Genomic DNA, 24,817 nt, shown 5'->3' with positions numbered 1-24,817 from the left:
CGGTGGTTGCAAAACCACCGTTTTTTATTCGTTAAAAATCGGCCTGACTGTCACACAACTGTCATCTAAGGTTATTAAATTTGTCACGTCAGCAGGCAATACTTGCTCACGTCAAACAAGGACATTCCGTTCTAGTGGAGAAAGTGGATGAAATTCAACAAGCTGGTTAGTGTTATTGGTTTTGCTGCCGGTGTGCTGTCAGCCAACAGCTGGGCTGCAGTTGATGCAGAGCTGCACGACTACGAAAAGGTTTCTGGCGTCTCTGGCAACCTCTCTTCAGTGGGTTCCGATACCCTGGCCAACATGATGACGCTGTGGGCTGAAGAATTTAAGCGCGTCTATCCGAACGTCAACGTTCAGATCCAGGCCGCAGGCTCTTCCACTGCTCCTCCTGCCTTGACCGAAGGTACCTCTCAGCTCGGCCCGATGAGCCGCAAGATGAAAGAGGGCGAAATCGAAGCCTTTGAAAAGCGTTATGGCTACAAGCCGACCGCAATCCCGGTGGCCATCGATGCCCTGGCCGTATTCGTGCACAAGGATAACCCCATCAAGGGTCTGACCATGCTGCAACTGGATACCGTGTTCTCCAGCACCATGAAGTGCGGTGGTTCTATTAACGTCAACACCTGGGGTGACCTGGGCCTGACCGGTGACTGGGAGTCCAAGGACATTCAGCTGTTCGGTCGTAACTCGGTGTCTGGTACCTACGGTTACTTCAAGGAGCACGCGCTGTGTAAGGGCGACTTCAAGAATACCGTCAGTGAGCAACCTGGCTCCGCCTCTGTGGTGCAGTCTGTTTCCGCCTCGCTGAACAGTATCGGTTACTCCGGTATCGGTTATGTCACCTCTGGCGTGCGTGGTTTGCCCCTGTCCAAGGATGGCGGCAAGACCTTTATCGAGCCGACCCATGACAATGCCATCAGCGGCGCCTACCCGTTGTCCCGCTACTTGTACGTCTATGTGAACAAACAGCCGAACAAGCCGCTGGATCCGATGCAGCTGGAATTCCTGAAGATGGTGCTCTCCAAGAGCGGTCAGGAAATCGTCGAGAAGGATGGTTACATTCCGTTGCCAGCCGCCGTGGTGAAGAAAGATCTGGAGCTGTTGGCCAAATAAGCGCGAGCGCTTGCTGGGACAACACAACAACACAGGGAGGCGAAAGCCTCCCTGTGTTGTTTCTATTCCGTCGACGAAAAACTTGGTTGGACGGGCTTTATCCGTGCGGATTACGGGGGCAAGGCGGGAAGAGGCCGACTAGTCGGCGCTCAGTTCGCCTCGTAAGTCTTGCTGCATCAGCTCGCGGATCCTGGCGGCGTCATAGCCTTGGCTCAACAAAAAATGCAACTTGGTCAGGGTCGCCTCTGTGGTCATATCAAAGCCGGAAATCACGCCCGCTTCGGCCAGGGCATTGCCGGTGGCATAGCCGCCCATATTGACCTTGCCGCGCAGACACTGGCTCAGATTGACGATGATGACACCCCGTTGCGATGCGGTGCGCAATTGACTCAGCAGCCGCTCATCTTGTGGTGCATTGCCAACCCCGTAGGTAAGCAGGATCAGGGCCTTGACCGGCTGTTGCAGCAGGTTGCCGATGACCTCGAACGAGATCCCTGGATACAGGGTGACGACGCCGATGGGCTGGGGCTGGATCGGATGCAAGGCCAGCGGTTGACCCTGGGTTTTCCCTAATTGTCCGGCGACCAGTTGAATATGGATACCGGCTTCCAGCAACGGCGGAAAATCCGGGGAATCGAAGGCATGGAAGCCATCGGCGTGCACCTTGGTGCTGCGGTTGCCACGAAACAACTGGTTGTTGAAGAACAGGGTCACTTCATGGATCGGGTAATTGGCCGCCAAAAACAGCGCGTTGAGCAGATTTTGCTGACCATCGGATCGCAATTCGGCCAACGGGATCTGGGAGCCGGTGATGATCACCGGCTTTTCCAGTCCCTCGAGCATGAAGGAGAGCGCCGAGGCGGTAAACGACATGGTGTCGGTACCGTGCAGTACCACGAAGCCATCATAAGCCTCGTAATGGTCGCGAATATCCTCGGCGATGCGTTGCCAGTCCGCCGGGGTCATATCCGAGGAGTCGATGAGTGGGGCATATTCATGGATATGGTAGGCCGGCATCTCGGCACGATGAAACTCCGGCATTCCGGCCAGACAGTCCTCCATGAAACCGGGCTGCGGTATATATCCTTGCTCCGAGCGCTGCATGCCGATGGTACCACCGGTATAGGCGATATAAATTTTCTTCTTCATAGAGGAGTCCGAGGGGGAGCAAAGCTGAATTATATGCGGCTGCCGATAAAACAAAACCCCGGAATGCTCCGGGGTTTTGTGGTGGGTCAATCGTGCACCGGCTGGTGTTAAGGGGCGACCACAGGACTCAACACATACTGGCCTTGAGGGTCATCCAGTCGACTCAGCGGGGCCAGCACCTGCTGGCTGCGGCCCAGCAGGGCGGTGATCTGCTGTAAGGCCTCAGGCGCCAATACCATCGCCGTCTTGGCAAACAGACGCTGCATCAGCTGCTCGGAGGCGGAGAGCTCCGGCTCGACCCGCTCAATCTGATAGGACTTCAGCTTGGCCAACTTGGCGGCCGCCGCGAACGCTTCGCGTTGGGAGCCTAGTTCATCCACCAATCCCAGCTCCTTGGCATCGGCGCCGGTCCAGACCCGGCCCTGGGCGATCTTATCGACCGCCTGCGGGCTCATCTTGCGGCCTTTGGCAACCAATTCGATGAAGCGCTGATAGGTGTTCTCGACGTTCATCTGGATGACTTGCTTGACGTGATCCGGCAGGGGACGGCTGGGGTCAATACCGGCAAAATCTGTGGTGGCAAGGCCATCGGTATGCACGCCCACATACTCCAGCGCCTTGTCGAAGGAGGCGAAGAGACCAAACACGCCAATCGAGCCGGTGAGCGTTGTGGGCTCGGCCAGGATCCGGTTGGCATCGGCGGCAATCCAATAGCCGCCCGAGGCCGCCATGCTGCCCATGGAGACCACCACCGGTTTGCCTGCAGCCTTGACGGCCTGCAATTCAGCCCGGATCTGCTCGGCGGCAAAGGCGCTACCGCCAGGGCTATCGATGCGCAATACCAGCGCCTTGATGGATGGGTCCTTGGCCACGGCGCGCAGCAGGCGGGTCAGGGTTTCGCCGCCAATGCTGCCGGGGGTCTGCTCGCCATTCTGGATGGCGCCAGCGGCGACAATCAGGCCGATCTTGGGCTTATCCTGATCCGGGTATTGTTCCGGCAGGGTGCGCAGGTAGTCGTTCAGGCTGACATGCCGATAGCCAATTTCATCATCGGCGGTACCGGCAAACTTGGCGATCACCTGGGTGCGCTCGTCCTGGGTGGCCAGTTTATCGACCAGTTTCTGTGCCAAGGCATACTCAGCGGCATTACCGTTGGCGGCCTTCAGGCGACTGAGCAGCTGCTCCTTGCTGGGGGAGATGGCATCGGCCGTGATCTTGCGTGCGGTGGCCGCATCTTGGACATAGGCCTGCCACAATTGTCCCAACCAGCGGCTATTGGCTTCACGGGCCTCGGGGGACATATCATCCCGAGTGTAGGGTTCGACGAAGGATTTATAGGTCCCGACGCGGAACACATGGGGGGTGATGTTGAATTTTTCCAGCGCCGATTTGTAGTAGAAGTTGTAGAGCCCCAACCCCTGCAGCATCACGGCACCGGCCGGATCCAGCAAGATCTGGTCGGCATGGGCGGCCAATAGGTACTGGTGTTGCACGAAGTAGTCACCACTGGCCATCACCGGTTTACCACTGCGGCGGAAGTGATCCAGTGCGTGGTTGATCGGGGCTAATTTACTGAGATTACTGGCCTCCAGATCTTGCAGTTGCAGCACTATGCCTTTGATTTTCGGATCTTGAGCGGCCTGCTCGATGGCATAGACCACATCACTGACCAGGGTCTCGGTCGGTTTTTCATCACCGACCAGCCATTTTTTCAGCAATTGGCTGGAGGGATCGCTGACGCTGCTTTGCTCCACCAACTGTCCGGTCAGATTCAGGACCAGGGCTCCTTCCTTGAGTTGCAATTTGTCTTGTTCGTCCTGGCTCAAGGCCACTATGACCACCAAGATGAACGCCAGAAAGAAGAGGTTAATCACCAATTGGCGGGTAAAATTCAACAGCCGCCAGATGGTCTGCAGCAACCATTTGAAGGGACGAAAAAGGGTAGCCATTCGTATCTTTCTCCGGAACAGTAAGAGCCCCATTATGGCGGCCTGGGTTGAAAATACCAAGGATGCGATCGTGACCACGATTGAGACCTGCTGTTTTGCGGTTACGGTGGGAGCCTCCTATCCTCATGGGGCTACAGGATCTAATTCGGAGCCATTATGTTTCATTTCCCTCATCTGTTTGCTCCGTTGGATCTTGGCTTTACCCAACTGAAGAATCGCTTGCTGATGGGTGCCATGCATACCGGTCTGCTGGCGCAGTCCCATGGCGTCGAGCGTCTGGCCGCCTTCTACCGGCTGCGAGCCGAGCAGGATGTCGCGCTGATCATCACCGGCGGTACCTCCCCCAATTTTCGCGGCCGTCTGCAGCTGGACGGCGAAGAGATCAGCTCCTCCCGACATCTGAAGCCACACCGGGTGTTGACCCGTGCCGTCCATGAGGCGGAAGGCAAGCTGGTGTTGCAACTGCTCCATGCCGGGCGGTATGCCAACCACCCCTTGTGTGTGGCGCCGTCGGCGCTCAAAGCCCCGATTTCCCCTTATACCCCCCATGCGCTGACCCGTGGACAGATACAACAGCTGATTGCTGATTTTGCTCACTCGGCGAGTCTGGCCCGTGAGGCCGGCTATGACGGTATCGAGCTGATGGGCTCGGAAGGATATTTACTGAATCAGTTTTTATGCCTGCACACCAACCAGCGCCAGGATGAATGGGGCGGCGAGCTTGCTAACCGGCTGCGGCTGATTGAGGCCATTATCCGAGCCATTCGCCTGGCGGTGGGTAAGGACTTCATTCTGATATACCGTCTGTCGATGCTGGATTTGGTGGCGCAGGGGGCGACGCTGGAGGAGGTGGTGCAGATTGGGCAAGCGGTTCAGGCCGCAGGTGTCACGCTGATCAATTCCGGGATCGGGTGGCATGAATCTCGAATACCGACCATCGCCAGTCTGGTCCCCAAGGCGGGATTCAGCTGGGTGACCGGTCTGCTGCGTGCCCAACTCAGCATCCCGCTGATCGCCTGTAACCGGATCAACTCTCCGGAACTGGCCGAGTCCATTCTGGCGCGCGGGGAGGCCGATCTGGTGGCTCTGGCGCGTCCCTTGCTGGCCGATGCCGAATTTGCCAGTAAAGCGGCACGAGGTGAGTCCAGCCGGATCAATACCTGCATCGCCTGTAATCAGGCTTGTCTGGACCGAGTCTTTATCGGGGAGGTCGCCAGTTGCCTAGTCAACCCCCAAGCGTGTCATGAAACCCTCCGCGTGCTGCCTGCGGTATCGACCGCCAAACGCCTGGCGGTGATTGGGGGCGGCCCGGCGGGGATGGCGTTTGCCGTTTACGCCGCCGAGCGGGGACATACCGTGAGCCTGTATGAACAGTTACCCGAGCTGGGGGGCCAGTTTCAGCTGGCCTGCCAGATCCCGGGCAAAGCCGAGTTTGCCGAGACGATCCGCTACTTCACCGGGCGCTTGCAGGAGTTGCAGGTCAAACTGGTGCTGGGGCAGGTCCAGGACGGCCACGCCCTGTTGAGTCTACCGGTCGATGAATACGTGGTGGCGACCGGCGTTACCCCGCGCATGCCGGACATTCCGGGCATGGATCACTCCAAAGTATTGACCTATCAGCAGTTGCTACGTGAGGCTCCGACTCTGGGGAAACGCATCGCCATCATGGGCGCGGGTGGTATCGGCTTTGACGTCGCCCATTATCTACTGCAACCCCACGCTCTCTCCCAGGAAGCCTGGTTGGCGCAATGGGGGATTGATACCTCGGGACGGGAGCCGGGAGCCCTGTTGTCGATGGAATGGCCAGCGTCACCCCATACCCTCTGGTTGCTGCAACGCAAGGCCGGGAAACTCGGCCAGGGCCTAGGGCACACCACGGGCTGGATCCAGCGTCTGCAATTACAGCGGGCAGGGGTACACCAATGGAGTGAGGTGCAATATCTGCAGGTGGATGACGCCGGGCTGCATATCTTGCACAAGGGTGAGCGCAAGATACTGCCTGCGGATCAGATCATCGTCTGCACAGGCCAGCAACCTTGCGATGAACTCGCCACCTTGCTGGCGTTGTCTGGTCGTCCGGTACACAGGATCGGCGGCGCGCGAACCGCGATCGGGCTGGATGCTCGACAGGCCATCCTCGACGCTCTGGAATTGGCGATGCGGCTGTAATTTCTTAACGCGGGCGGTTGCTCACCTGGCGGGTTGATGTCGAAGACTCTGCCGACGCGTTGGTTCCTAGCCAGCGGCGGATCACCTGAAGACACAACTCCGGCTGCTGTGAAAAGAGTTGTTGCAGCTGTAAGCGGGCTTGTCGTTCACTTTCCAGCGTCGGCAGTGCGGAGGCTTGAGTCGCCGGATCGGTCGATGGTTGCTGGGTTTTATTTTTCATGGATACTGCTCCGTTACTGCCCTGCACCGGGGCTTTCTGACTGGGTACGAGGATCATCATGGATGCATTAACATTATTATTGCAGCGTAACTCGGTGGCGCAACTGCAGGCCCCGGCCCCAGAGGGCGAGGCGCTAGAGCGTATTTTGCAGGCCGGTTTACGATCTCCGGATCATGGCGGGTTGACGCCCTGGCTATTTTTGCTGGCGCAAGGCGAAGGGCTCTCCCGATTGGGAGAACAATTGGCGTTGTCCGCACAGACCTTGGGCGAGTCGGATGAGGCTGTCGCCAAGGCGCGTCAGGCCCCACAGCGTGCGCCTCTGGTGATTACTGTGGTGGCGCGGGTCCAGCCTCACGACAAGGTGCCCCGACTGGAGCAGGAGCTCTCGGCCGGTTGCGCCGTGATGGCGATGCAGATGGCGGCACAAGCCCAAGGGTTTGGGGGCATCTGGCGCTCCGGTGGCTTGATGTTTGATCGCGGTCTGCATGAGCGTCTGGGGCTTGGTGAGCAGGATCAGATCGTCGGTTTTCTCTATCTGGGAACTCCGGCTGCGGAGCCCAAACGGTTACGCCCTCTGGCCCTGGAGTCGTTTGTCCGTTCGCTGTAGAGATTGCATCGACCTGACCATACTGACGCGGAGTTCCCGGCTTGCCCCCCGCTTGAGTACGGCGTGTTTTACCGCTGCATGTTATAAACAGGTGAGTTTTTTATAACCTAACACTCTAGGTTATGCGGTTTGTCGCTTGATCCAGCCCCCTGAAACGGGCATGTTGGCAGCCAGTTTATGTGTAGGGTCCTCATGGTGATGAGCAGCAGACAATCGCTCGTGGATATGGCACTCCTGATGGGTCTTTGGCTCGTTTGGGGCTATAGCTGGGTTGCCAGCAAGCTGGGGCTGGAATATGCGTCGCCCCTGCAGATGGCCGAATATCGTCTGACCCTGGCGCTGCTGACGCTGGGGGGCTTGCTATTGTGGCGGCGTGGCCGTTTCAGCTTGCCGCCACTGTGGCCCACCTTCTGGCTCGGGCTGACCCAGACCACAGGATTTACTCTGCTTTCGACCCTGGCGCTGCTGAATGCAGGAACCGGCAAAGTCACTATCTTGTGTTACACCATGCCATTTTGGACGCTGCTGCTGGCACGTTTCTTCTTACGCGAGCACCTAAGGCCGGTGCAGTGGTTAGCCGTGTTGCTGGCTTTTGTCGGCTTGATGTGCGTGCTGACGCCCTGGGAAGGCAGCATCGGCTGGCAAGGGGATCTGCTGGCGTTGGCGGCAGGGGTCTGTTGGGCTATTTCGGCCATCATTGCCAAGCGACTGCGGGAGCAGCACCAGATTGAAACCCTGGATCTGACCTTCTGGCAACTGCTGTTCGGACTGCTGCCCTTGTATGCGTTGTCCTGGTTATGGCCACAACCGGCGGTGCAGTGGCATCCGACCTTCTGGTTGATCCTGATCTTTAACGGCTGCATTGCCGCTGGGTTGGGCTGGCTGGTCTGGCTACACCTGCTGTCGCGTCTGGCGGCTGGAACCGCAGGTCTGAATGCGCTGGCGATCCCGGCGGTGGCCCTGATCTGCGCCTGGTTGCAACTGGGGGATGTGCCGTCGTTGGCGGAGTGGGTCGGGGTCGCGCTGATTGCTATTGCGTTGGGTTTGCTGGCGACCATGAGCTATCTGTTTGAACGCCAATCGCTCCCTGGTTGAACGCCGATCGCTCCCTGGCTTAACGTATCAGTCGGTCCACTGGGCCTGTCGGGCCATATCGGCCGGCAGCTGCAAATTCCAGCGACATGGCTAAACCAGTAGTCCCCTCGTGAGGCGGTGCGAGCAGGTTAATGCCATCATCATCGCCGATGATGACCAGTTGCGGCTTCAGGGTCAGATAGTGCCGCCATACCGCATCGGCCTGTACAGCAAACCTGAGGTCTGGACAATGAGCATGGACGCAGCAACCCCCTGATTTATGGATGCAGCAGTGATAGCAGAATGCGGCATCGTTTACCCGGAGCCAGTTCGCGTTACTTGGTATTCGGGGCGTCCATCGGGTGTTTAGTGAGGTATTCGCTGCACCTGCATCACCGCGACCTGTAGTTCGCCATCGCCGAGTCGAGTGGTCAGGTGTTGTCCGGGTGCGGTTTGCGTCACTGATTTCAGCACCTGCCCTTGGGCATCCTGGGTGATGCTGTAGCCGCGAGCTAGCGTGGCCAAGGGGCTGATGGCGTCCAGACGGGTTAGTAGCAGGCCGTGACGGTGGCGCAGTTGCTCCATCCGTTGCTGAACGCACTGTTGCAGCAACTGCTGCTGTTGCTCCAAGCGCTGTCTTGCTTCCCGCAAACGAACGTTCGGTGATTGCTGGTGTAATCGATATTCGACACGCTCCAACCGCCGGCCGGCGTCGAGCAGTCGTTGCCGCAGCGCTAACCTCAGCCGGCCCTGCAGTTCATCCAGTCGTTGTTGCTGCTGTTGCAGTCGGCGCTCCGGATGCTGATGCTGCAGGCGCTGCTGCAGCATGTGCAGGCGGTGAGTGCCGAGAGTCAACGCTTGCTGACTGACCCGCGTCAAGCGCTGTCCGAGAGCCTGGAGGCGTTGCTGCAGTTCGCTCTGATCCGGGCTGACTAACTCGGCCGCCGCAGAGGGGGTCGCGGCCCGCAGGTCGGCGGCAAAATCACTCAAGGTGACATCACTCTCGTGGCCCACCGCACTGACGATCGGCAGCAGACTATTGGCGATGGCTCGCACCAGACGTTCGTCATTGAAGCACCACAAGTCCTCACTGGCTCCGCCGCCGCGGCCGATGATGAGCACATCACACTCATCCCGCTGGTTGGCTCGCTGCAGGGCCGCTATCAGCTGCTCGGCCGCTTGCGCGCCCTGCACCTGGGCCGGATAGAGGATGACCGGAATTCCTGGTGCCCGGCGTTTGAGCACGGTCAGCATGTCGTGGATCGCCGCCCCGGTGGGTGAGGTAATGAGTCCAATCTGTTGCGGCTGACGAGGCAGGGGACGTTTGCGTTCGGCGGCAAACAGGCCTTCAGCCTGCAAGCGTTGTTTGAGTTGTTCCAGTTGTAGCTGGAGCTGACCATCACCGGCTGGCCGCATGCTCTCGATGATGAGCTGGTACTCGCCTCTGGGTTCATACAGCGATAACCGGGCCTGGACCAGGACCTGTTGACCATCCTGTGGCCGGAAGGAGACCCGGCGGTTGTTGCCGCGAAACATGGCGGCTTTGACCTGGGCTGATGGATCCTTCAAGGAAAAATACCAGTGACCGGAGCTGTGCAGTACCAGATTGGATATTTCACCCACTAACCACACCAATCCCATCTCCTGTTCGAGCAGGATACGGACGGCGCTATTCAGTCGGGAAACGGTGAAAATCGTTTGCTTGGCTTCTGGCACTGGGTTTTCCTCACAGGAACGTCGACCGCCATTTTACCGAACCGGCAAGTCATTGGCGAAACTGGTTTTCGTAAAAAAACAACAAAAAGAGCTTTACCAACAGGGATCAACTGCCTAGAATCTCGCTGCAATATTTTACCCACCCCTCAACCTCCCTAACGGTGAGATATTGCCATGTTGCGTATAGCCAAAGAAGCCCTGACCTTCGACGATGTTTTGTTGGTTCCGGCTCACTCTCAAGTGTTACCCCATACCGCTGATCTGCGTACTCGCCTGACCAAGGATATTGTTTTGAATATTCCTATGGTCTCCGCTGCTATGGACACCGTCACCGGTGCCCGTTTGGCGATTGCCCTGGCGCAGGAAGGTGGTCTTGGTTTTATCCACAAGAACATGTCTATCGAGCTGCAAGCCGACAAGGTGCGCCGCGTGAAGAAGTTCGAAAGTGGTATTGTTGCCAGCCCTGTTACCGTGCATCCCGAGATGACCATCGCCGAGATCAAGGAGTTGACTTACTCCTGTGGTTTTGCCGGTTTCCCGGTGGTGACCGCGGCCGGTGAACTCGAAGGTATCATCACGGGTCGTGATGTGCGTTTCGTCACCGACCTCTCCTTGAAAGCCCACGAAGTCATGACACCTAAGGCTCGCCTGGTCACTGTGATGCAAAACGCATCTCGTGAAGAGGTTCAGAGTCTGATGCAGAAACACCGCATCGAGAAGGTTCTGATCACCGACGAGCAGTTCCACCTGACCGGCATGATCACCGCCAAGGATTTCCAGAAGGCCGAGCGCAAGCCCAATGCCTGTAAGGATGCTCTGGGTCGTCTGCGGGTCGGTGCCGCCGTGGGTGCCGGTGCTGGCAATGAAGAGCGCATTGCGGCGCTGGTGGAAGCCGGTGTCGATGTGCTGCTGATTGACTCCTCCCATGGCCACTCCCAAGGCGTTCTGGATCGTATCCGTGCGACCCGTCTGGCTTATCCGGATCTGCAGATCGTCGGTGGTAACGTGGCCACGGCCGCAGGTGCTCTGGCGCTGGCCGAAGCCGGTTGCAGTGCGGTCAAGGTCGGTATCGGCCCTGGCTCCATCTGTACCACCCGGATCGTCACCGGCTGCGGTGTTCCGCAAATTACTGCGGTTGCCGATGCGGTTGAAGCTCTCAAGGGCACTGGGATCCCGGTCATCGCCGATGGCGGTATCCGCTTCTCGGGTGACATCGCCAAGTCGATTGCCGCGGGTGCCAGTCTCGTCATGGTCGGCTCCATGTTTGCCGGTACCGAAGAGTCTCCGGGCGAGATCGAGCTGTATCAAGGCCGCTCCTTCAAGTCCTACCGCGGCATGGGCTCCCTGGGTGCTATGTCCAAGGGCTCTTCCGATCGCTACTTCCAGTCCGATAACGCCGCTGACAAGCTGGTTCCGGAAGGGATCGAAGGTCGGGTACCCTACAAGGGACTGGTCAAGGAGATCATCCATCAACAGATGGGTGGCCTGCGCTCTGCCATGGGCTTGACCGGTAGCGCCACCATCGAGGATCTGCGAACCAAGGCCGAGTTTGTGCGTATTACCGGCGCTGGTATCAAGGAATCCCACGTTCACGACGTGACCATTACCAAGGAAGCCCCCAACTACCGCATGGGTTGATGGGCAAACAGGGCGCTCGGCGCCCTGTCTTCTTTATGTTTGGCGGCCCTGTGTACCAGCGCCGCAATTACAGTGTCAGATCAGGAAGACCATGAGCAAAAACATTCACGATCACCGTATTCTGATCCTGGACTTCGGTTCCCAGGTTACCCAACTGATTGCTCGTCGCGTGCGTGAAATCGGCGTCTACTGCGAATTGTGGGCGTGGGATGTCACCGAAGAGCAGATCCGCGAATTCAACCCTCACGGCATCATCCTCTCCGGCGGCCCTGAGTCGGTCACCGAGGCGGGTAGTCCGCGTGCCCCGCAATATGTGTTCGAGGCTGGCGTACCAGTGCTGGGCATCTGTTACGGCATGCAGACCATGGCGGAGCAGCTGGGCGGCAAGGTTGAAGGTTCGACCACCCACCGCGAGTTTGGCTATGCCCAAATCGAAGTGACGAGCCCTTGTGCCTTGTTCGACAAGATTGAAGATGCCTTGAGCGAAACCGGCACGCCGCTGCTGGATGTCTGGATGAGCCATGGCGACAAGGTGACTGCTATCCCGCAGGGCTTTGTCACCACCTCTTCTACGCCAAACTGTCCTCATGCCGCCATGGCCGATGAGAGCCGCCACTTCTACGGCGTGCAGTTCCATCCGGAGGTGACCCACACCCGTCAGGGCGCACGTATGCTGGAGAATTTCGTCAAGAATATCTGCGGTTGTGAGTCCCTGTGGACACCGGCCACCATCATTGATGACGCCATCGCGCGGATCCGCGAGCAAGTCGGCAGTGATCAGGTGATCCTGGGTCTCTCCGGTGGCGTGGACTCCTCCGTGGTCGCCATGCTGCTGCATCGCGCCATCGGCAAACAGCTGACTTGTGTGTTCGTCGACAACGGTCTGCTGCGCCTGAATGAAGGTGCCCAGGTGATGGAGATGTTCGGTGACCATTTCGGTCTGAACATTGTTCACGTCAAAGCCGAAGAGCGCTTCCTCTCCGCACTGGCGGGCGAGGCGGATCCGGAGGCCAAGCGTAAGATCATTGGCCGGGTGTTCGTCGAAGTCTTCGATGATGAGTCCAAGAAGTTGAGCAACGTCAAGTGGCTGGCCCAAGGCACCATCTATCCGGATGTTATCGAATCTGCCGCCTCCAAGACCGGCAAGGCCCATGTCATCAAGTCCCACCATAATGTCGGCGGTCTGCCCGATGATATGAAGATGGGGCTGGTCGAGCCGTTGCGCGAACTGTTCAAAGATGAAGTGCGTCGCGTCGGTCTGGAGCTGGGTCTGCCCTACGACATGCTCTATCGCCATCCGTTCCCGGGACCGGGTCTGGGCGTGCGGGTACTGGGCGAAGTCAAAAAAGAGTATTGCGAACTGCTGCGCCGCGCCGATGCCATCTTCATCGAAGAGCTGCGCAAGGCCGATTTGTACCACAAGGTCAGCCAGGCCTTCGTGGTCTTCCTGCCGGTCCGCTCTGTGGGCGTGATGGGCGATGGCCGCAAGTACGACTGGGTCGTCTCCCTGCGTGCCGTGGAAACCATCGACTTCATGACCGCCCACTGGGCACACCTGCCCTATGAGCTGCTGGGTCATGTCTCCAACCGGATCATCAACGAAATCAACGGCATCAGCCGCGTGGTTTATGATGTCTCCGGCAAGCCACCCGCAACCATCGAGTGGGAATAATCCCGCCTTGTTCGTTCTGAGTTAGACAAAAAGCCCATGGAAACATGGGCTTTTTTATTCTGGCTTCACTGGCATTGCAGAAGTTCATCGATCAGAAGACAGCGCAACAGCTGTAAGCGCCGCTAAATCGGCCTACTTGCCTTCGTTGTATTGAGTCACTTTTTTTGCAATGGGCTCCAGCGGGACGTTCCATGGCAGCAGGGCTTCGAGCTTTTCCAGGGTATCGGCTGCGCCGATCTGCGCCAGCACATGGTTGATATACGCTGATGGCTCCAGTTCATTGGCTTTGGCTGTCTCCAGCAACGAGTAGCAGGTCGCACTGGCCTTGGCGCCTTGCGCGCTGTCGGCGAACAACCACGCCTTGCGCCCCACGGCGAACGGGCGGATTGCGTTCTCCGCCAGGATATTGCTGATGTGCAGATCACCCCGCTCGCAGTAGCCGACTAGATAGGACCACTGCCCCAGCGTGTATTCCATCGCCTTTCTTGTCAGCGAGCCTTTCATCACCTTGCCGACGTTGTTCTCCAGCCAGGTTTTGAGCTCCGCCAATAGCGGTACGCTACGTGTCTGCCGTGCCTGATAGCGCTCGGCATCACTGTGCTCCTTCTGCTCCCGCTCGATGGCATAGAGCTTACCTATGTACCCCAGGGCCACATCGGCCTTGCTGGCACCGGGCTTGCTCTTGCCCTTCGCAACGGACGGCGCGGCTTGGGTCGCTTCGATGAATTTGCGCCGCGCATGATCCCAGCAGCCAATCCGTGTCAGGCCGCTCTCTTTGCACACCTGGCTATATCCGGAATAACCATCGGCCTGCAGTATGCCGCTAAAGCCGTCCAGCAGACGCACAGGAACGCTTCCGGCGCGCGACGGATCATATTCAAATAGCACAGAGGGGCGGCCCGGTGGACCACCGCGGGTCACCCACATCCATTTGTCCGATTGCGCAGTTTTTCCCTCTTCTTTGAGCACCTGGATCCGCGTCTCGTCGGCTTGCAGGTACGTCGCGTGGTTCTGCTCCTCGCGCAGCAGGTTCATCAATGGCTGGAACACCTCATCCAGCCGGATGATCCAGTGGGCCATGCTGGTGCGGCTCACCTCCTGCCCCAGGCGCTTGAACATCTGCTCCAGACGGTACAGTGGCAGGCCATCGGCATACTTAGAGGTAATGATGTAGCCCAGCAATGACGGCGTGGCGATACATTTGCCCAGCGGGTGTACGGGGCGGTTGGCCGCGAGGATCACCTCTTCGCCATCACGCTCGAACACCGCCTTCTCTTGCCAGATCTCCAGCACCTTGAGTTGAGCCGGAATGAACTGCAACTCCTCTTTGACCTTGGTAAAGAACACCTTGCTGGCCCCGGCTTTCTGCTCATCGCTGAGGGTAAGTTCGATGCGCTCGCGCAGCAGTGAGGCCGAGAAGCCACGTTGGCGGCGCGTCTTGGCTTTGGGCTCGGGGGTTTGTGGCAGGTCATCGGGTAACTGGGCCAGCAGGGCGTCGATGTCCGCTTCCAGCTCTGCCTCATCAAAGAGCTGGAGCTGATGGAGTTTCTCGCTGCTGGCGGCAAAGCGCTGGATCCTGCGCAGACGCAGCAGCTCTTCGAGTAACAGGATATGGGCGTCACGCCGCTGGATAGCCTCTTCTTTGGATTGAAGAGCTTCGTCTTTTAACGCCAACTGTTGCTGAAAACCCGCAATAACAGCCAACAACTCAGAGGCGCCAAGGCCGCTGAGATCAGGTGATGGGGTGAGGTTATTTGGCGTCGTTTTCATGAGGAAATTATAACAAAAACAAGGCGGTAAAGCACGAGCTTGGTGGTATTAAAGCGTCTCGTAATGCAGTGTTTTATGGCCCTGCATCAAGGAGATATCGTAGCCATCGAGCAACCAGTTGATCTGCTCGGAAGAGAGGGAGAGTAGCTCATCGGCAGGCGATGGCCACTTGAATTTCTCCTCAGCCAGGGCCTTGTAATAGAGCACAAAGCCGTTGTCCTCCCACATCAGACACTTGATCTTGTTGCGGCGGCGATTGGTAAAGGCATAGAGGGCACCGGTGAACGGGTTGTGCCCCAGTTGCTGCTCGACCAGCGCCGCCAGACCATGGGCCTGTTTACGAAAATCGATAGGCGCCCGATAGAGGTAGATCTGCGGCATGGTTAAAGCCGGACGCAAGTAACGAGGGCGCATTACAACTGCCTCATGATAGCGCCGAGCAAATCGATATTGCCCAGATGTAACCCGGAGAGGGTGATCCCGTTAGGTAAGGTGAGCGTCAAGCCGACTTCGGTCGCGACAGGAGCAGGCATGGTGACTCTGGCAAAGCCGGGAAGAGAGTCCGGGGCCGCAGGCTGTTCGAGCTTTTTGCGCCAGTAAGCAAACTGGTGATAGACCAGTGCCTGGCTTTTGCAAAAGGCGTGGCCGGAGAGGCCGGAGTCAAGCCAGGCAGAGATCTGCTGCTGCCAAAAATCAGCACGTTCTTGAGTGGTCATAGTGGAAATCCAACGAAGAGGTAATGGATTTCAAGTGTGACGAGCTGATTTTGGGAAAAACAGATGCCGATTCAAGGGCGCTTACTGTTTGAATTTGGACTGGAAAGAACTTCTTATATAAAATCACTCTCCAGTTACATTGATGGATTAGGCCTTGATGTGATGTAGTTTGGAATATCGTTCTGTGTACAGAACCTTAAGCCCCCAGCAAAAACAAAGGAGGCTTTCGCCTCCTTCGATTTTTCTAAGCTAATCCGACGGGGTTATTTCAGACCGGCCGCATCGCGCAGCAGTTCGGCCTTGTCGGTCTTCTCCCATGGGAACTCTTCGCGACCGAAGTGACCGTAGGCGGCGGTGGCCTGGTAGATCGGGCGCTTCAGATCCAGCATTTCGATGAGGCCGTAAGGGCGCAGATCGAAGAACTGACGGACCAGCTTGATGAGATGACTCTCGTCCAGCTTGCCGGTGCCGAAGGTTTCGACGCTGATGGAGGTCGGCTCGGCCACGCCGATGGCGTAGGAGACCTGGATTTCACAGCGATCGGCCAGACCCGCAGCGACGATATTCTTGGCGACATAACGGGCGGCGTAGGCGGCGGAGCGATCCACCTTGGACGGATCCTTACCGGAGAAGGCACCGCCACCGTGACGGGCCATGCCGCCGTAGGTATCAACGATGATCTTGCGACCGGTCAGACCGCAATCGCCCATGGGGCCGCCGATAACGAAACGGCCGGTCGGGTTGATGAAGTATTTGGTGTTGTGGTTCAGCCACTCTTTGGGCAGTACCGGCTTGATGATCTCTTCCTGCACGGCTTCGACCAGCTCATCGTGCTCGATATCTTCTCGGTGCTGGGTGGAGAGCACTACGGCATCGATACCCTGGATCTTGCCGTTGCTGTCGTAGGCAAAGGTGATCTGGCTCTTGGCATCCGGACGCAGCCAGGGCAACACGCCGCTCTTGCGCACCTCGGACTGGCGCTTGACCAGCAGGTGGGCATAGGTGATAGGAGCGGGCATCAGCACACCGGTCTCATTGGTGGCATAACCGAACATCAGGCCCTGGTCACCTGCACCCAGCTCTTTGGGGTCTTTACGGTCGACACCGCGGTTGATATCCGGGGATTGTTTGCCGATGGCGCTGAGCACGGCGCAGGAGTTGGCATCGAAGCCCATGTCGGAGTGGACATAGCCGATGTCGCGTACTGTCTGACGCACCAGCTCTTCGATATCGACCCAGGCGGAGGTGGTAATTTCGCCACCGACCAGAACCATACCGGTCTTGACGAAGCTTTCGCAGGCCACACGGGCCATAGGATCCTGCGCCAGGATGGCATCCAGAACTGCATCGGAGATCTGGTCAGCGATCTTGTCGGGATGTCCTTCGGAGACGGATTCGGAGGTAAACAGTCTGGCCATGTTGTTCTCTTCTAAAAATGCTTGCTGGGATCAGCCGTGGTGACGGCGGTGAATAGAAGTATTCACATCTGGACGTCTATTCTATTTTTGCGAGGCGGCTATTGCCAGCAAAAAATGGTGTGCCGCGTCGGAGCTGCCGAGGTTCACTGGTGAAAAGCGCCAGCGGCGTGGCTTGAGCATAGTGAGTCTGCGGCGATAACGCTTGCGCTCCCAGAACAAAAAACGGGCCGAGAGATAGTATTTGCGCCAGTCGGAGGGGTTTGGGACAATAGCCGCCCCAAACTGGCACAGTGCTATGAAGACCCCAGGAGTAATAGATGCCTTCTCGTAAAGAGTTAGCCAATGCCGTCCGTGCATTGAGTATGGATGCCGTGCAAAAAGCCAATTCCGGTCACCCGGGCGCCCCCATGGGCATGGCGGATATCGCCGAGGTATTGTGGCGCGATTACCTCAAACATAACCCGACCAACCCGAAGTGGGCCGACCGCGACCGTTTTATTCTCTCCAACGGTCATGGCTCCATGTTGCTCTACTCCTTGCTGCATCTGACTGGTTATGATCTCTCCATCGACGATCTGAAGAACTTCCGTCAACTGCACAGCCGTACCCCGGGTCACCCGGAATATGGCTATGCACCGGGCGTCGAAACCACGACCGGTCCGCTGGGGCAGGGCATCACCAACGGTGTCGGTATGGCGCTGGCCGAGAAGATCCTGGCGGCCCAGTTCAACCGTCCGGACCATACAGTGGTCGATCACCACACCTATGTGTTCATGGGTGACGGTTGCATGATGGAAGGCATCTCCCACGAAGCCTGCTCCCTGGCCGGTACCCTGAAGCTGGGTAAACTGGTCGCCTTCTGGGATGACAACGGCATCTCCATCGATGGTCATGTCGAAGGCTGGTTCACCGATGATACCGCCGCTCGTTTCGAATCCTACGGCTGGCATGTGGTGCGTGGCGTGGATGGTCATGATCCGGAAGCCATCAAGGCGGCCATCGAAGCGGCCCGTGCCGTGAGCGACAAGCCTTCCTTGCTGTGCTGCAAGACCGTCATCGGCTACGGTTCACCGAACAAGGCTGGCTCTCATGACTGCCACGGTTCACCGCTGGGTGCTGCCGAAATCGCCGCCGCCCGTGAATTCCTGGGCTGGAACTTCGAGCCGTTCGATATCCCGGCCGATTACTATGCCCAGTGGGATGCCAAGACCGACGGTCAAGTGGTCGAGCGCGAGTGGAACGAGCGTCTGGCTGCCTACCGTGCCGCCTATCCGGAACTGGCCGCTGAATTCGAGCGCCGTATGGCCGGTGACCTGCCTGCCAATTGGGCGGCCGAATCCGCCAAGTTCATCGCCGATCTGCAAGCCAATCCGGCCAAGATCGCGACCCGTAAGGCCAGCCAGAACGCTCTGGATGCCTTCGGTGCCCTGTTGCCAGAACTGCTGGGTGGCTCTGCCGACCTGGCACCGAGCAACCTGACCATCCACAAGAGCTCCAAGTCCATCACCCCGACCGATGCCTCCGGCAACTATATGCACTACGGCGTCCGTGAGTTTGGTATGTCCGCCATCATGAACGGCGCTACCCTGCACGGTGGTCTGATCCCGTATGGCGCGACCTTCCTGATGTTTATGGAATATGCCCGCAACGCAGTCCGGATGGCGGCGCTGATGAAGCAACGCTCTATCTTCGTCTATACCCACGACTCTATCGGTCTGGGTGAAGATGGCCCGACGCACCAGCCGGTCGAGCAGATTGCGTCCCTGCGTCTGACGCCGAACATGAGCACCTGGCGTCCTTGTGACCAGGTGGAATCGGCGGTGGCCTGGAAGTACGCCATCGAGCGCAAAGATGGCCCGACAGCGCTGATCTTCTCCCGTCAGAATCTGGCGCAGATGGATCGTACTGCCCAGCAACTGGCCGATGTCGCCAAGGGTGGTTATGTCCTGAAAGATGCGGCTGGGACTCCGGATCTGATCCTGATCGCCACCGGCTCTGAAGTAGAGCTAGCCATGGCCGCGGCCACCGAGCTGGAAGCCAAGGGGCGCAAGGTGCGCGTGGTCTCCATTCCGGCCACTGATGTGTTCGATGCCCAGAGCAGCGAGTACAAAGAATCTGTGCTGCCGTCTGCTGTCACCCGTCGTGTGGCGGTGGAAGCCGGTATCGCTGATTACTGGTACAAGTATGTCGGCCTGAACGGCAAGATCGTTGGCATGCGCAGCTTTGGCGAATCGGCTCCAGCCGAGTTGCTGTTCAAGGAGTTCGGCTTCACCGTGGAAAACGTGGTGGCGCAGGCGGAATCCCTGTTCTAAGCAACATTTTTGCTACAAAAACGGGAGCTTGGGCTCCCGTTTTTTTTGCATAAAATCCCATCTTCCTATCGCCTTTGCCGGGCAAGCGAAGTAAACTCTTTGCGCCCGAAGTCACATTCCTGCTGTCTGTGAGCTGTGTAGGAAATCGTTTATGCCGATGTCGCTGACGATCACACTTTCCCCACGACAGTTTTTGACTCCGGCCTGATATGCGTCAAGACGCAGCGGTGGGAACAACGGCTAGAATGCCGCCCTGCCGACCGAGAGACGGCGTTTCTCTCCCCCTCTTTTTACCGTGGTGTCGGCCTGGTGCGGATACGGCGGTTGGCCAGCAAGCCTCGGCGGGATGCCGGTTTGTGATACTCAAGGCCACCCGGGCAAGCCAAAGGCGACTCGGGAAAAACAGGCTCATTGTTTTGTCTGAAAATCCATAGAGGACTGAATATGTCTGTGATCAAAATGACCGACCTGGACCTGGCTGGTAAGCGCGTACTGATTCGTGCCGACCTGAACGTACCTGTGAAGGATGGTAAAGTTACCTCCGACGCTCGCATCGTAGCCACTCTGCCCACCATCAAACTGGCTCTGGAAAAAGGCGCCAAGCTGATGATTACCTCCCACCTGGGTCGTCCGACCGAAGGCGAGTACAACGAAGAGTTCTCTCTGCTGCCGGTAGTCAACTATCTGAAAGACGCTCTGTCCTGCCCGGTTCGTCTGGCCAAGGATTACCTGGATGGCGTTGAAGTCGCCGCTGGTGAGCTGGTTGTGCTGGAAAACTGCCGTTTCAACAAGGGCGAGAAGAAGAACACCGAAGAGCTGGCCAAGAAGTACGCCGCTCTGTGTGACGTTTTCGTTATGGATGCGTTCGGTACTGCTCACCGCGCCGAAGGTTCTACCCACGGTGTCGCTCAATACGCACCGGTTGCCTGTGCTGGCCCCCTGCTGGCTGGCGAACTGGAAGCTCTGGGCAAGGCCATGCTGAAGCCTGAGCGTCCTATGGTTGCCATCGTCGGTGGCTCCAAGGTTTCTACCAAGCTGACCGTTCTGGAATCTCTGTCCAAGATCGCTGACCAACTGGTCGTCGGTGGTGGCATCGCCAACACCTTCATCGCCGCTGCTGGCCACAATGTTGGTAAGTCGCTGTGCGAGCACGACCTGATCGACACCGCCAAGAAGCTGGCTGCTGAAACCAACATCCCGGTGACCACCGATGTTGTTGTGGGTACTGAATTCTCCGAGTCCACTCCTGCCACCATCAAGGCGGTTGAAGATGTGACTGATGGCGACATGATTTTCGACATCGGCCCGGATTCTGCCAAGGCTCTGGCTGACATCATCATGAACGCCAAGACCATTCTGTGGAACGGTCCGGTCGGCGTGTTTGAATTCGACCAGTTCGCTGAAGGCACTAAGGTTATCGCTGAAGCGATCGCTGCCTCTCCAGCCTTCTCTATCGCTGGTGGTGGTGACACCCTGGCCGCTATCGACAAGTTCGGTATCGCTGACAAGGTTTCCTACATCTCCACTGGCGGCGGCGCCTTCCTGGAGTTCGTAGAAGGTAAGGTTCTGCCAGCGGTAGCTATCCTGGAAGAACGCGCTAAGGCCTAAGCCTTGCTGCAAACGGGAGGTCTCGACCTCCCGTTTGTTCGTCCTCAGGGACGAGACCACAATATTTGCAACTCTTTCGGTGCTCTGCTCCCAGATGCCGAAAACTCGATAGGACCATAGATATGTCTAAGATCTTCGATTTTGTTAAACCGGGTGTGATCACTGGCGACGACGTTCAAAAAGTTTTCGAAATTGCCAAGGCTAATCAGTTTGCTCTGCCAGCGGTTAACGTTGTGAGCTCTGACTCCATCAACGCCGTTCTGGAAGCTGCTGCTACCGCTAAGGCTCCGGTTGTTGTTCAGTTCTCTAACGGTGGCGCTGCATTCATGGCCGGTAAGGGTCTGAAGCTGGAAGGTCAACAAGCCGCTATCCTGGGTGCCATCTCTGGTGCCAAGCACGTTCACGCCGTTGCCGAATACTACGGTGTTCCGGTGATCCTGCACACCGACCACGCTGCCAAGAAGCTGCTGCCGTGGATTGACGGTCTGCTGGATGCGGGCGAAAAGCATTTTGCTGAAACTGGCAAGCCGCTGTTCTCCTCCCACATGCTGGACCTGTCTGAAGAGTCTCTGGAAGAGAACATCGACATCTGCTGCAAGTACCTGACTCGCATGGCGAAGATGGGTATGACCCTGGAGCTCGAACTGGGCTGCACCGGTGGCGAAGAAGATGGCGTGGACAACAGCCACATGGACCAATCTGCGCTGTACACCCAGCCGGAAGATGTCGCTTACGCTTACGAGCGTCTGCTGAAGATCAGCCCACGTTTCACCATCGCGGCTTCCTTCGGTAACGTACACGGCGTGTACAAGCCAGGTAACGTCAAGCTGACTCCGTCCATCCTCGACGCTTCCCAGAAGTTTGTTTCCGAGAAGTACGGTGTTCCGGCCAAGACTCTGAACTTCGTATTCCACGGTGGCTCAGGCTCTACCGCTCAGGAAATCAAGGATTCTGTCAGCTACGGCGTGGTGAAGATGAACATCGACACCGACACCCAGTGGGCAACTTGGGAAGGTCTGCTGAACTACTACAAGGCTAACGAAGGTTACCTGCAGGGTCAGCTGGGCAACCCAGAAGGTGCCGACAAACCGAACAAGAAATACTACGATCCACGCGTATGGCTGCGTAAGGGCCAAGAGTCCATGATCGCCCGTCTGCAACTGGCGTTCAAAGAGCTGAACGCGATCGACGTACTGTAAGTCTGACCTCTGCTCACGCAGCTTAGACTTTGAAAACACCGGCCTCTGGCCGGTGTTTTTTTATCTGCGCAATGAGTGAATAAAAGTAAGTATATGAAATCAAAGGCTTTCGTTTAGTTCAAAAAAGAATCACAAATGTAAAAATAAGAAAGATTTGGTCTATAAGCGCTGCCGGATGTTCGAATTTACGCAGCAGATTTAACGCTTCAGTACCATTAACATCTACGGTGGCATTTTTTTATTACCGTAAGTTATCGGGGCGTCTATGAAACAATTCTCCAGTGCTCGTGAAGTTGTTGTAACTGCATTGAACAGCAAGGCTTTTATCGTCGCAGAGGATGGAACTCTGCAGCCATTGGCTGTCGGGCAACACATTCCGGCTGGAGTCATGGTTCAGGTCGAGGGCGATGGAGCCTTGCGTACCGAGCCTGTACCCCCGAAACCGGTGGAGCGTGCCGACGATGCCGATACCCAGGTCGTTGCCGCTAACGCTCAACCGTCCGGGCTTTCCGATATTGAAAAGCTGCAACAATCGATCCTTGAAGGGCTCGACCCGACGCAGAAGCTGGAGGCTACGGCCGCAGGTGGTGCGGCGGCAACCGCCGCCGGTGACGCCTCCGGCTCAGGTAATGGCGGTTATGTCGAGATCGCACGAACATCCGACTCAACCCTGGCGACCGCCGGTTTTGATACTACCTATACCGCAACCACTACGGCGACCACGGTATCGCAACCTGCCAGCACTACAACTACCGATAATGCCACTGCCGCCAATAATGCCCCGACCAGCACTGATCTGAGTCTGAACACCGATGAAGATACCCCGGTCAATGGCAGCATCATCGCCACCGATCTGGATGGCGATAGCCTGAGCTACGCCCTGGGCACGAACCCGGCCAATGGCAGCGTGACGCTAAATGCCGATGGCACCTTCACCTACACGCCGGCCAGCAACTTCAATGGCAGCGACAACTTCAGTGTGACAATCAGCGACGGCAAGGGCGGCAGCACGACCAGCACCGTGACCATTGGTGTGGCGCCGCAGAACGATGCGCCGACCAGCAGCAACGTCAGCCTGAACACCAATGAAGACACGCCGGTCACTGGCAGCATCATCGCCACCGATCTGGATGGTGACAGCCTCAGCTACAGCCTGAATGGTGCTCCGGCCAATGGCAGCGTAACGCTAAATGCCGACGGCACCTTCACCTACACCCCAGCCAATAACTTCAATGGCAGCGACAGCTTCACGGTGACCATCAGTGACGGCAAGAATGGTGGCAGCACCACCAGTACCGTGACCATCGGGGTGGCACCGCAGAACGATGCGCCGACCAGCAGCAACGTCAGCCTGAACACCAATGAAGACATCCCGGTCAATGGCAGCATCATCGCCACCGATCTGGACGGCGATAGCCTGAGCTACACAGTCGGCAGCAACCCGGCCAATGGCAGCGTGACGCTGAATACCGATGGCACTTTCACCTACACCCCTGCCAATAACTTCAATGGTAGCGACAGCTTCAGCGTCACCATCAGCGACGGCAAGGGCGGCACCACGACCAGTACCGTGACCATCGGGGTGGCACCGCAGAACGATGCGCCGACCAGCAGCAATGTCAGCCTGAACACCGACGAAGAGACCCCGGTCAATGGCAGCATCATCGCCACCGATCTGGATGGCGATAGCCTGAGCTACACAGTCGGCAGTAACCCGGCCAATGGCAGCGTGACGCTAAATGCCGATGGCACTTTCACCTATACGCCGGCCAATAACTTCAATGGCAGTGACAGCTTTAGCGTCACCATCAGCGACGGCCAGGGCGGCAGCACGACCAGCACCGTGACCATTGGTGTGGCGCCGCAGAACGATGCGCCGACCAGCAGCAACGTCAGCCTGAACACCAATGAAGAGACCCCGGTCAATGGCAGCATCATCGCTACCGACCTGGATGGTGATAGCCTGAACTACACAGTTGGCAGCAACCCGGCCAATGGCAGCGTGACGCTGAATGCCGACGGCACTTTCACCTATACCCCAGCCAGCAATTTCAATGGCAGCGACAGCTTTAGCGTCACCATCAGCGACGGCAAGGGCGGCACCACGACCAGTACGGTCAGTATTGGTGTCGCGCCGGTCAACGATGCCCCGACCAGCACCGATCTGAGCCTGAACACCGACGAAGATACCCCGGTCAATGGCAGCATCATCGCCACCGATCTGGACGGCGATAGCCTGAACTACACAGTTGGCAGCAACCCGGCCAATGGCAGCGTGACGCTAAATGCCGATGGCACCTTCACCTATACCCCGGCCAAAGATTTCAATGGCAGTGACAGCTTTAGCGTCACCGTCAGCGACGGCAAGGGCGGCGGCACCACCAGTACCGTGACCATTGGCGTGGCACCGCAGAACGATGCGCCGACCAGCAGCAACGTCAGCCTGAACACCGACGAAGAGACCCCGGTCAATGGCAGCATCAT

General features: G+C 57.7%; 18 protein-coding genes. 10 read left to right on the top strand and 8 right to left on the bottom strand.

Annotated elements, in window-relative coordinates; genetic code table 11:
* Positions 1 to 147 precede the first annotated feature (147 nt).
* Entirely contained in the window at positions 148 to 1,116 is a 969-nt protein-coding gene (locus ACYVG7_RS00695) for a PstS family phosphate ABC transporter substrate-binding protein (protein WP_460881336.1), read from the top strand.
* Between the two features lie 138 nt (positions 1,117 to 1,254).
* On the opposite strand, the gene ansA is transcribed toward ACYVG7_RS00695, so the two are convergent.
* Both ansA and sppA read right to left on the bottom strand, forming a co-directional pair.
* Positions 1,255 to 2,265 (bottom strand): asparaginase, encoded by a 1,011-nt coding sequence (gene ansA / locus ACYVG7_RS00690; RefSeq protein WP_460881335.1) that lies wholly within the window; start codon positions 2,263 to 2,265, stop codon positions 1,255 to 1,257.
* Between the two features lie 107 nt (positions 2,266 to 2,372).
* Positions 2,373 to 4,214, bottom strand: a complete 1,842-nt coding sequence (gene sppA, locus ACYVG7_RS00685) for a signal peptide peptidase SppA (protein ID WP_460881334.1) — start codon at positions 4,212 to 4,214, stop codon at positions 2,373 to 2,375.
* Positions 4,215 to 4,370: 156 nt separating this feature from the next.
* Here sppA and ACYVG7_RS00680 point away from each other — a divergent pair, with 156 nt between their 5' ends.
* Entirely contained in the window at positions 4,371 to 6,383 is a 2,013-nt protein-coding gene (locus ACYVG7_RS00680; RefSeq protein WP_460881333.1) for an oxidoreductase, read from the top strand.
* A 4-nt stretch (positions 6,384 to 6,387) separates the two neighbouring features.
* On the opposite strand, the gene ACYVG7_RS00675 is transcribed toward ACYVG7_RS00680, so the two are convergent.
* A complete protein-coding gene (locus ACYVG7_RS00675; protein WP_460881332.1) occupies positions 6,388 to 6,603 on the bottom strand; it encodes a hypothetical protein in 216 nt (71 codons plus the stop codon).
* 58 nt (positions 6,604 to 6,661) lie between these two features.
* Between ACYVG7_RS00675 and ACYVG7_RS00670 the strand changes: the two genes are divergently transcribed.
* Positions 6,662 to 7,210, top strand: coding sequence for an NAD(P)H nitroreductase (locus ACYVG7_RS00670; RefSeq protein WP_460881331.1), 549 nt, complete (start codon positions 6,662 to 6,664; stop codon positions 7,208 to 7,210).
* 237 nt (positions 7,211 to 7,447) lie between these two features.
* On the top strand, positions 7,448 to 8,305 hold the full coding sequence (locus tag ACYVG7_RS00665; RefSeq protein WP_460881330.1) for a DMT family transporter: 858 nt from the start codon (positions 7,448 to 7,450) through the stop codon (positions 8,303 to 8,305).
* A gap of 345 nt (positions 8,306 to 8,650) precedes the next feature.
* Here ACYVG7_RS00665 and xseA read toward each other — a convergent pair whose 3' ends face one another.
* A complete protein-coding gene (gene xseA / locus ACYVG7_RS00660; protein ID WP_460881329.1) occupies positions 8,651 to 10,000 on the bottom strand; it encodes an exodeoxyribonuclease VII large subunit in 1,350 nt (449 codons plus the stop codon).
* A 174-nt stretch (positions 10,001 to 10,174) separates the two neighbouring features.
* On the opposite strand from xseA, the gene guaB reads away from it, so the two are divergent.
* Both guaB and guaA read left to right on the top strand, forming a co-directional pair.
* Positions 10,175 to 11,638 carry an IMP dehydrogenase gene (guaB, locus tag ACYVG7_RS00655; protein WP_460881328.1) on the top strand — a complete coding sequence of 488 codons (1,464 nt, stop codon included), beginning with the start codon at positions 10,175 to 10,177 and terminating at the stop codon, positions 11,636 to 11,638.
* 91 nt (positions 11,639 to 11,729) lie between these two features.
* Positions 11,730 to 13,310: a glutamine-hydrolyzing GMP synthase gene (guaA, locus tag ACYVG7_RS00650; RefSeq protein WP_460881327.1), complete on the top strand. Its 1,581-nt coding sequence runs from the start codon at positions 11,730 to 11,732 to the stop codon at positions 13,308 to 13,310.
* A 132-nt stretch (positions 13,311 to 13,442) separates the two neighbouring features.
* Here guaA and tnpC read toward each other — a convergent pair whose 3' ends face one another.
* The 4 genes from tnpC to metK all read right to left on the bottom strand — a co-directional run bounded on the left by tnpC (position 13,443) and on the right by metK (position 17,214).
* On the bottom strand, positions 13,443 to 15,080 hold the full coding sequence (gene tnpC / locus ACYVG7_RS00645; RefSeq protein ID WP_460881326.1) for an IS66 family transposase: 1,638 nt from the start codon (positions 15,078 to 15,080) through the stop codon (positions 13,443 to 13,445).
* 48 nt (positions 15,081 to 15,128) lie between these two features.
* Entirely contained in the window at positions 15,129 to 15,494 is a 366-nt protein-coding gene (gene tnpB, locus ACYVG7_RS00640) for an IS66 family insertion sequence element accessory protein TnpB (RefSeq protein ID WP_149153981.1), read from the bottom strand.
* The gene (gene tnpA, locus ACYVG7_RS00635; protein ID WP_460881325.1) at positions 15,494 to 15,796 is read right to left on the bottom strand and encodes an IS66 family insertion sequence element accessory protein TnpA; all 303 of its coding nucleotides are present in this window, start codon (positions 15,794 to 15,796) and stop codon (positions 15,494 to 15,496) included. The genes tnpB and tnpA overlap by 1 nt, the downstream gene beginning before the upstream one ends.
* Before the next feature lie 263 nt (positions 15,797 to 16,059).
* Positions 16,060 to 17,214 (bottom strand): methionine adenosyltransferase, encoded by a 1,155-nt coding sequence (metK, locus tag ACYVG7_RS00630; RefSeq protein WP_460881324.1) that lies wholly within the window; start codon positions 17,212 to 17,214, stop codon positions 16,060 to 16,062.
* A gap of 317 nt (positions 17,215 to 17,531) precedes the next feature.
* Between metK and tkt the strand changes: the two genes are divergently transcribed.
* From tkt to ACYVG7_RS00610, 4 genes are all read left to right on the top strand, one after another.
* Positions 17,532 to 19,526, top strand: a complete 1,995-nt coding sequence (gene tkt, locus ACYVG7_RS00625) for a transketolase (RefSeq protein ID WP_460881323.1) — start codon at positions 17,532 to 17,534, stop codon at positions 19,524 to 19,526.
* Between the two features lie 444 nt (positions 19,527 to 19,970).
* Positions 19,971 to 21,134 (top strand): phosphoglycerate kinase, encoded by a 1,164-nt coding sequence (locus tag ACYVG7_RS00620; RefSeq protein ID WP_460881322.1) that lies wholly within the window; start codon positions 19,971 to 19,973, stop codon positions 21,132 to 21,134.
* A 122-nt stretch (positions 21,135 to 21,256) separates the two neighbouring features.
* Positions 21,257 to 22,333 (top strand): class II fructose-bisphosphate aldolase, encoded by a 1,077-nt coding sequence (gene fbaA, locus ACYVG7_RS00615; protein ID WP_460881321.1) that lies wholly within the window; start codon positions 21,257 to 21,259, stop codon positions 22,331 to 22,333.
* A 265-nt stretch (positions 22,334 to 22,598) separates the two neighbouring features.
* Positions 22,599 to 24,817, top strand: a 2,219-nt coding sequence (locus ACYVG7_RS00610) for a retention module-containing protein (RefSeq protein ID WP_460881320.1), incomplete at its 3' end; no start/stop codon positions are given.

The sequence above is a fragment of the Pseudaeromonas pectinilytica genome, from assembly GCF_054780855.1.
Note: the sequence above shows the minus strand (reverse complement) of the source record. Positions and strands in the feature narration are given on the sequence as shown.

What these genes read in the sequence shown, in the direction of transcription:
- ACYVG7_RS00695 (WP_460881336.1), top strand. Translation starts at nt 148, where the DNA reads ATGAAATTCAACAAGCTGGTTAGTGTTATTGGTTTTGCTGCCGGTGTG.
- ansA (WP_460881335.1), bottom strand. Translation starts at nt 2,265, where the DNA reads ATGAAGAAGAAAATTTATATCGCCTATACCGGTGGTACCATCGGCATG.
- sppA (WP_460881334.1), bottom strand. Translation starts at nt 4,214, where the DNA reads ATGGCTACCCTTTTTCGTCCCTTCAAATGGTTGCTGCAGACCATCTGG.
- ACYVG7_RS00680 (WP_460881333.1), top strand. Translation starts at nt 4,371, where the DNA reads ATGTTTCATTTCCCTCATCTGTTTGCTCCGTTGGATCTTGGCTTTACC.
- ACYVG7_RS00675 (WP_460881332.1), bottom strand. Translation starts at nt 6,603, where the DNA reads ATGAAAAATAAAACCCAGCAACCATCGACCGATCCGGCGACTCAAGCC.
- ACYVG7_RS00670 (WP_460881331.1), top strand. Translation starts at nt 6,662, where the DNA reads ATGGATGCATTAACATTATTATTGCAGCGTAACTCGGTGGCGCAACTG.
- ACYVG7_RS00665 (WP_460881330.1), top strand. Translation starts at nt 7,448, where the DNA reads ATGGGTCTTTGGCTCGTTTGGGGCTATAGCTGGGTTGCCAGCAAGCTG.
- guaB (WP_460881328.1), top strand. Translation starts at nt 10,175, where the DNA reads ATGTTGCGTATAGCCAAAGAAGCCCTGACCTTCGACGATGTTTTGTTG.
- guaA (WP_460881327.1), top strand. Translation starts at nt 11,730, where the DNA reads ATGAGCAAAAACATTCACGATCACCGTATTCTGATCCTGGACTTCGGT.
- tnpC (WP_460881326.1), bottom strand. Translation starts at nt 15,080, where the DNA reads ATGAAAACGACGCCAAATAACCTCACCCCATCACCTGATCTCAGCGGC.
- tnpB (WP_149153981.1), bottom strand. Translation starts at nt 15,494, where the DNA reads ATGCGCCCTCGTTACTTGCGTCCGGCTTTAACCATGCCGCAGATCTAC.
- tnpA (WP_460881325.1), bottom strand. Translation starts at nt 15,796, where the DNA reads ATGACCACTCAAGAACGTGCTGATTTTTGGCAGCAGCAGATCTCTGCC.
- metK (WP_460881324.1), bottom strand. Translation starts at nt 17,214, where the DNA reads ATGGCCAGACTGTTTACCTCCGAATCCGTCTCCGAAGGACATCCCGAC.
- tkt (WP_460881323.1), top strand. Translation starts at nt 17,532, where the DNA reads ATGCCTTCTCGTAAAGAGTTAGCCAATGCCGTCCGTGCATTGAGTATG.
- ACYVG7_RS00620 (WP_460881322.1), top strand. Translation starts at nt 19,971, where the DNA reads ATGTCTGTGATCAAAATGACCGACCTGGACCTGGCTGGTAAGCGCGTA.
- fbaA (WP_460881321.1), top strand. Translation starts at nt 21,257, where the DNA reads ATGTCTAAGATCTTCGATTTTGTTAAACCGGGTGTGATCACTGGCGAC.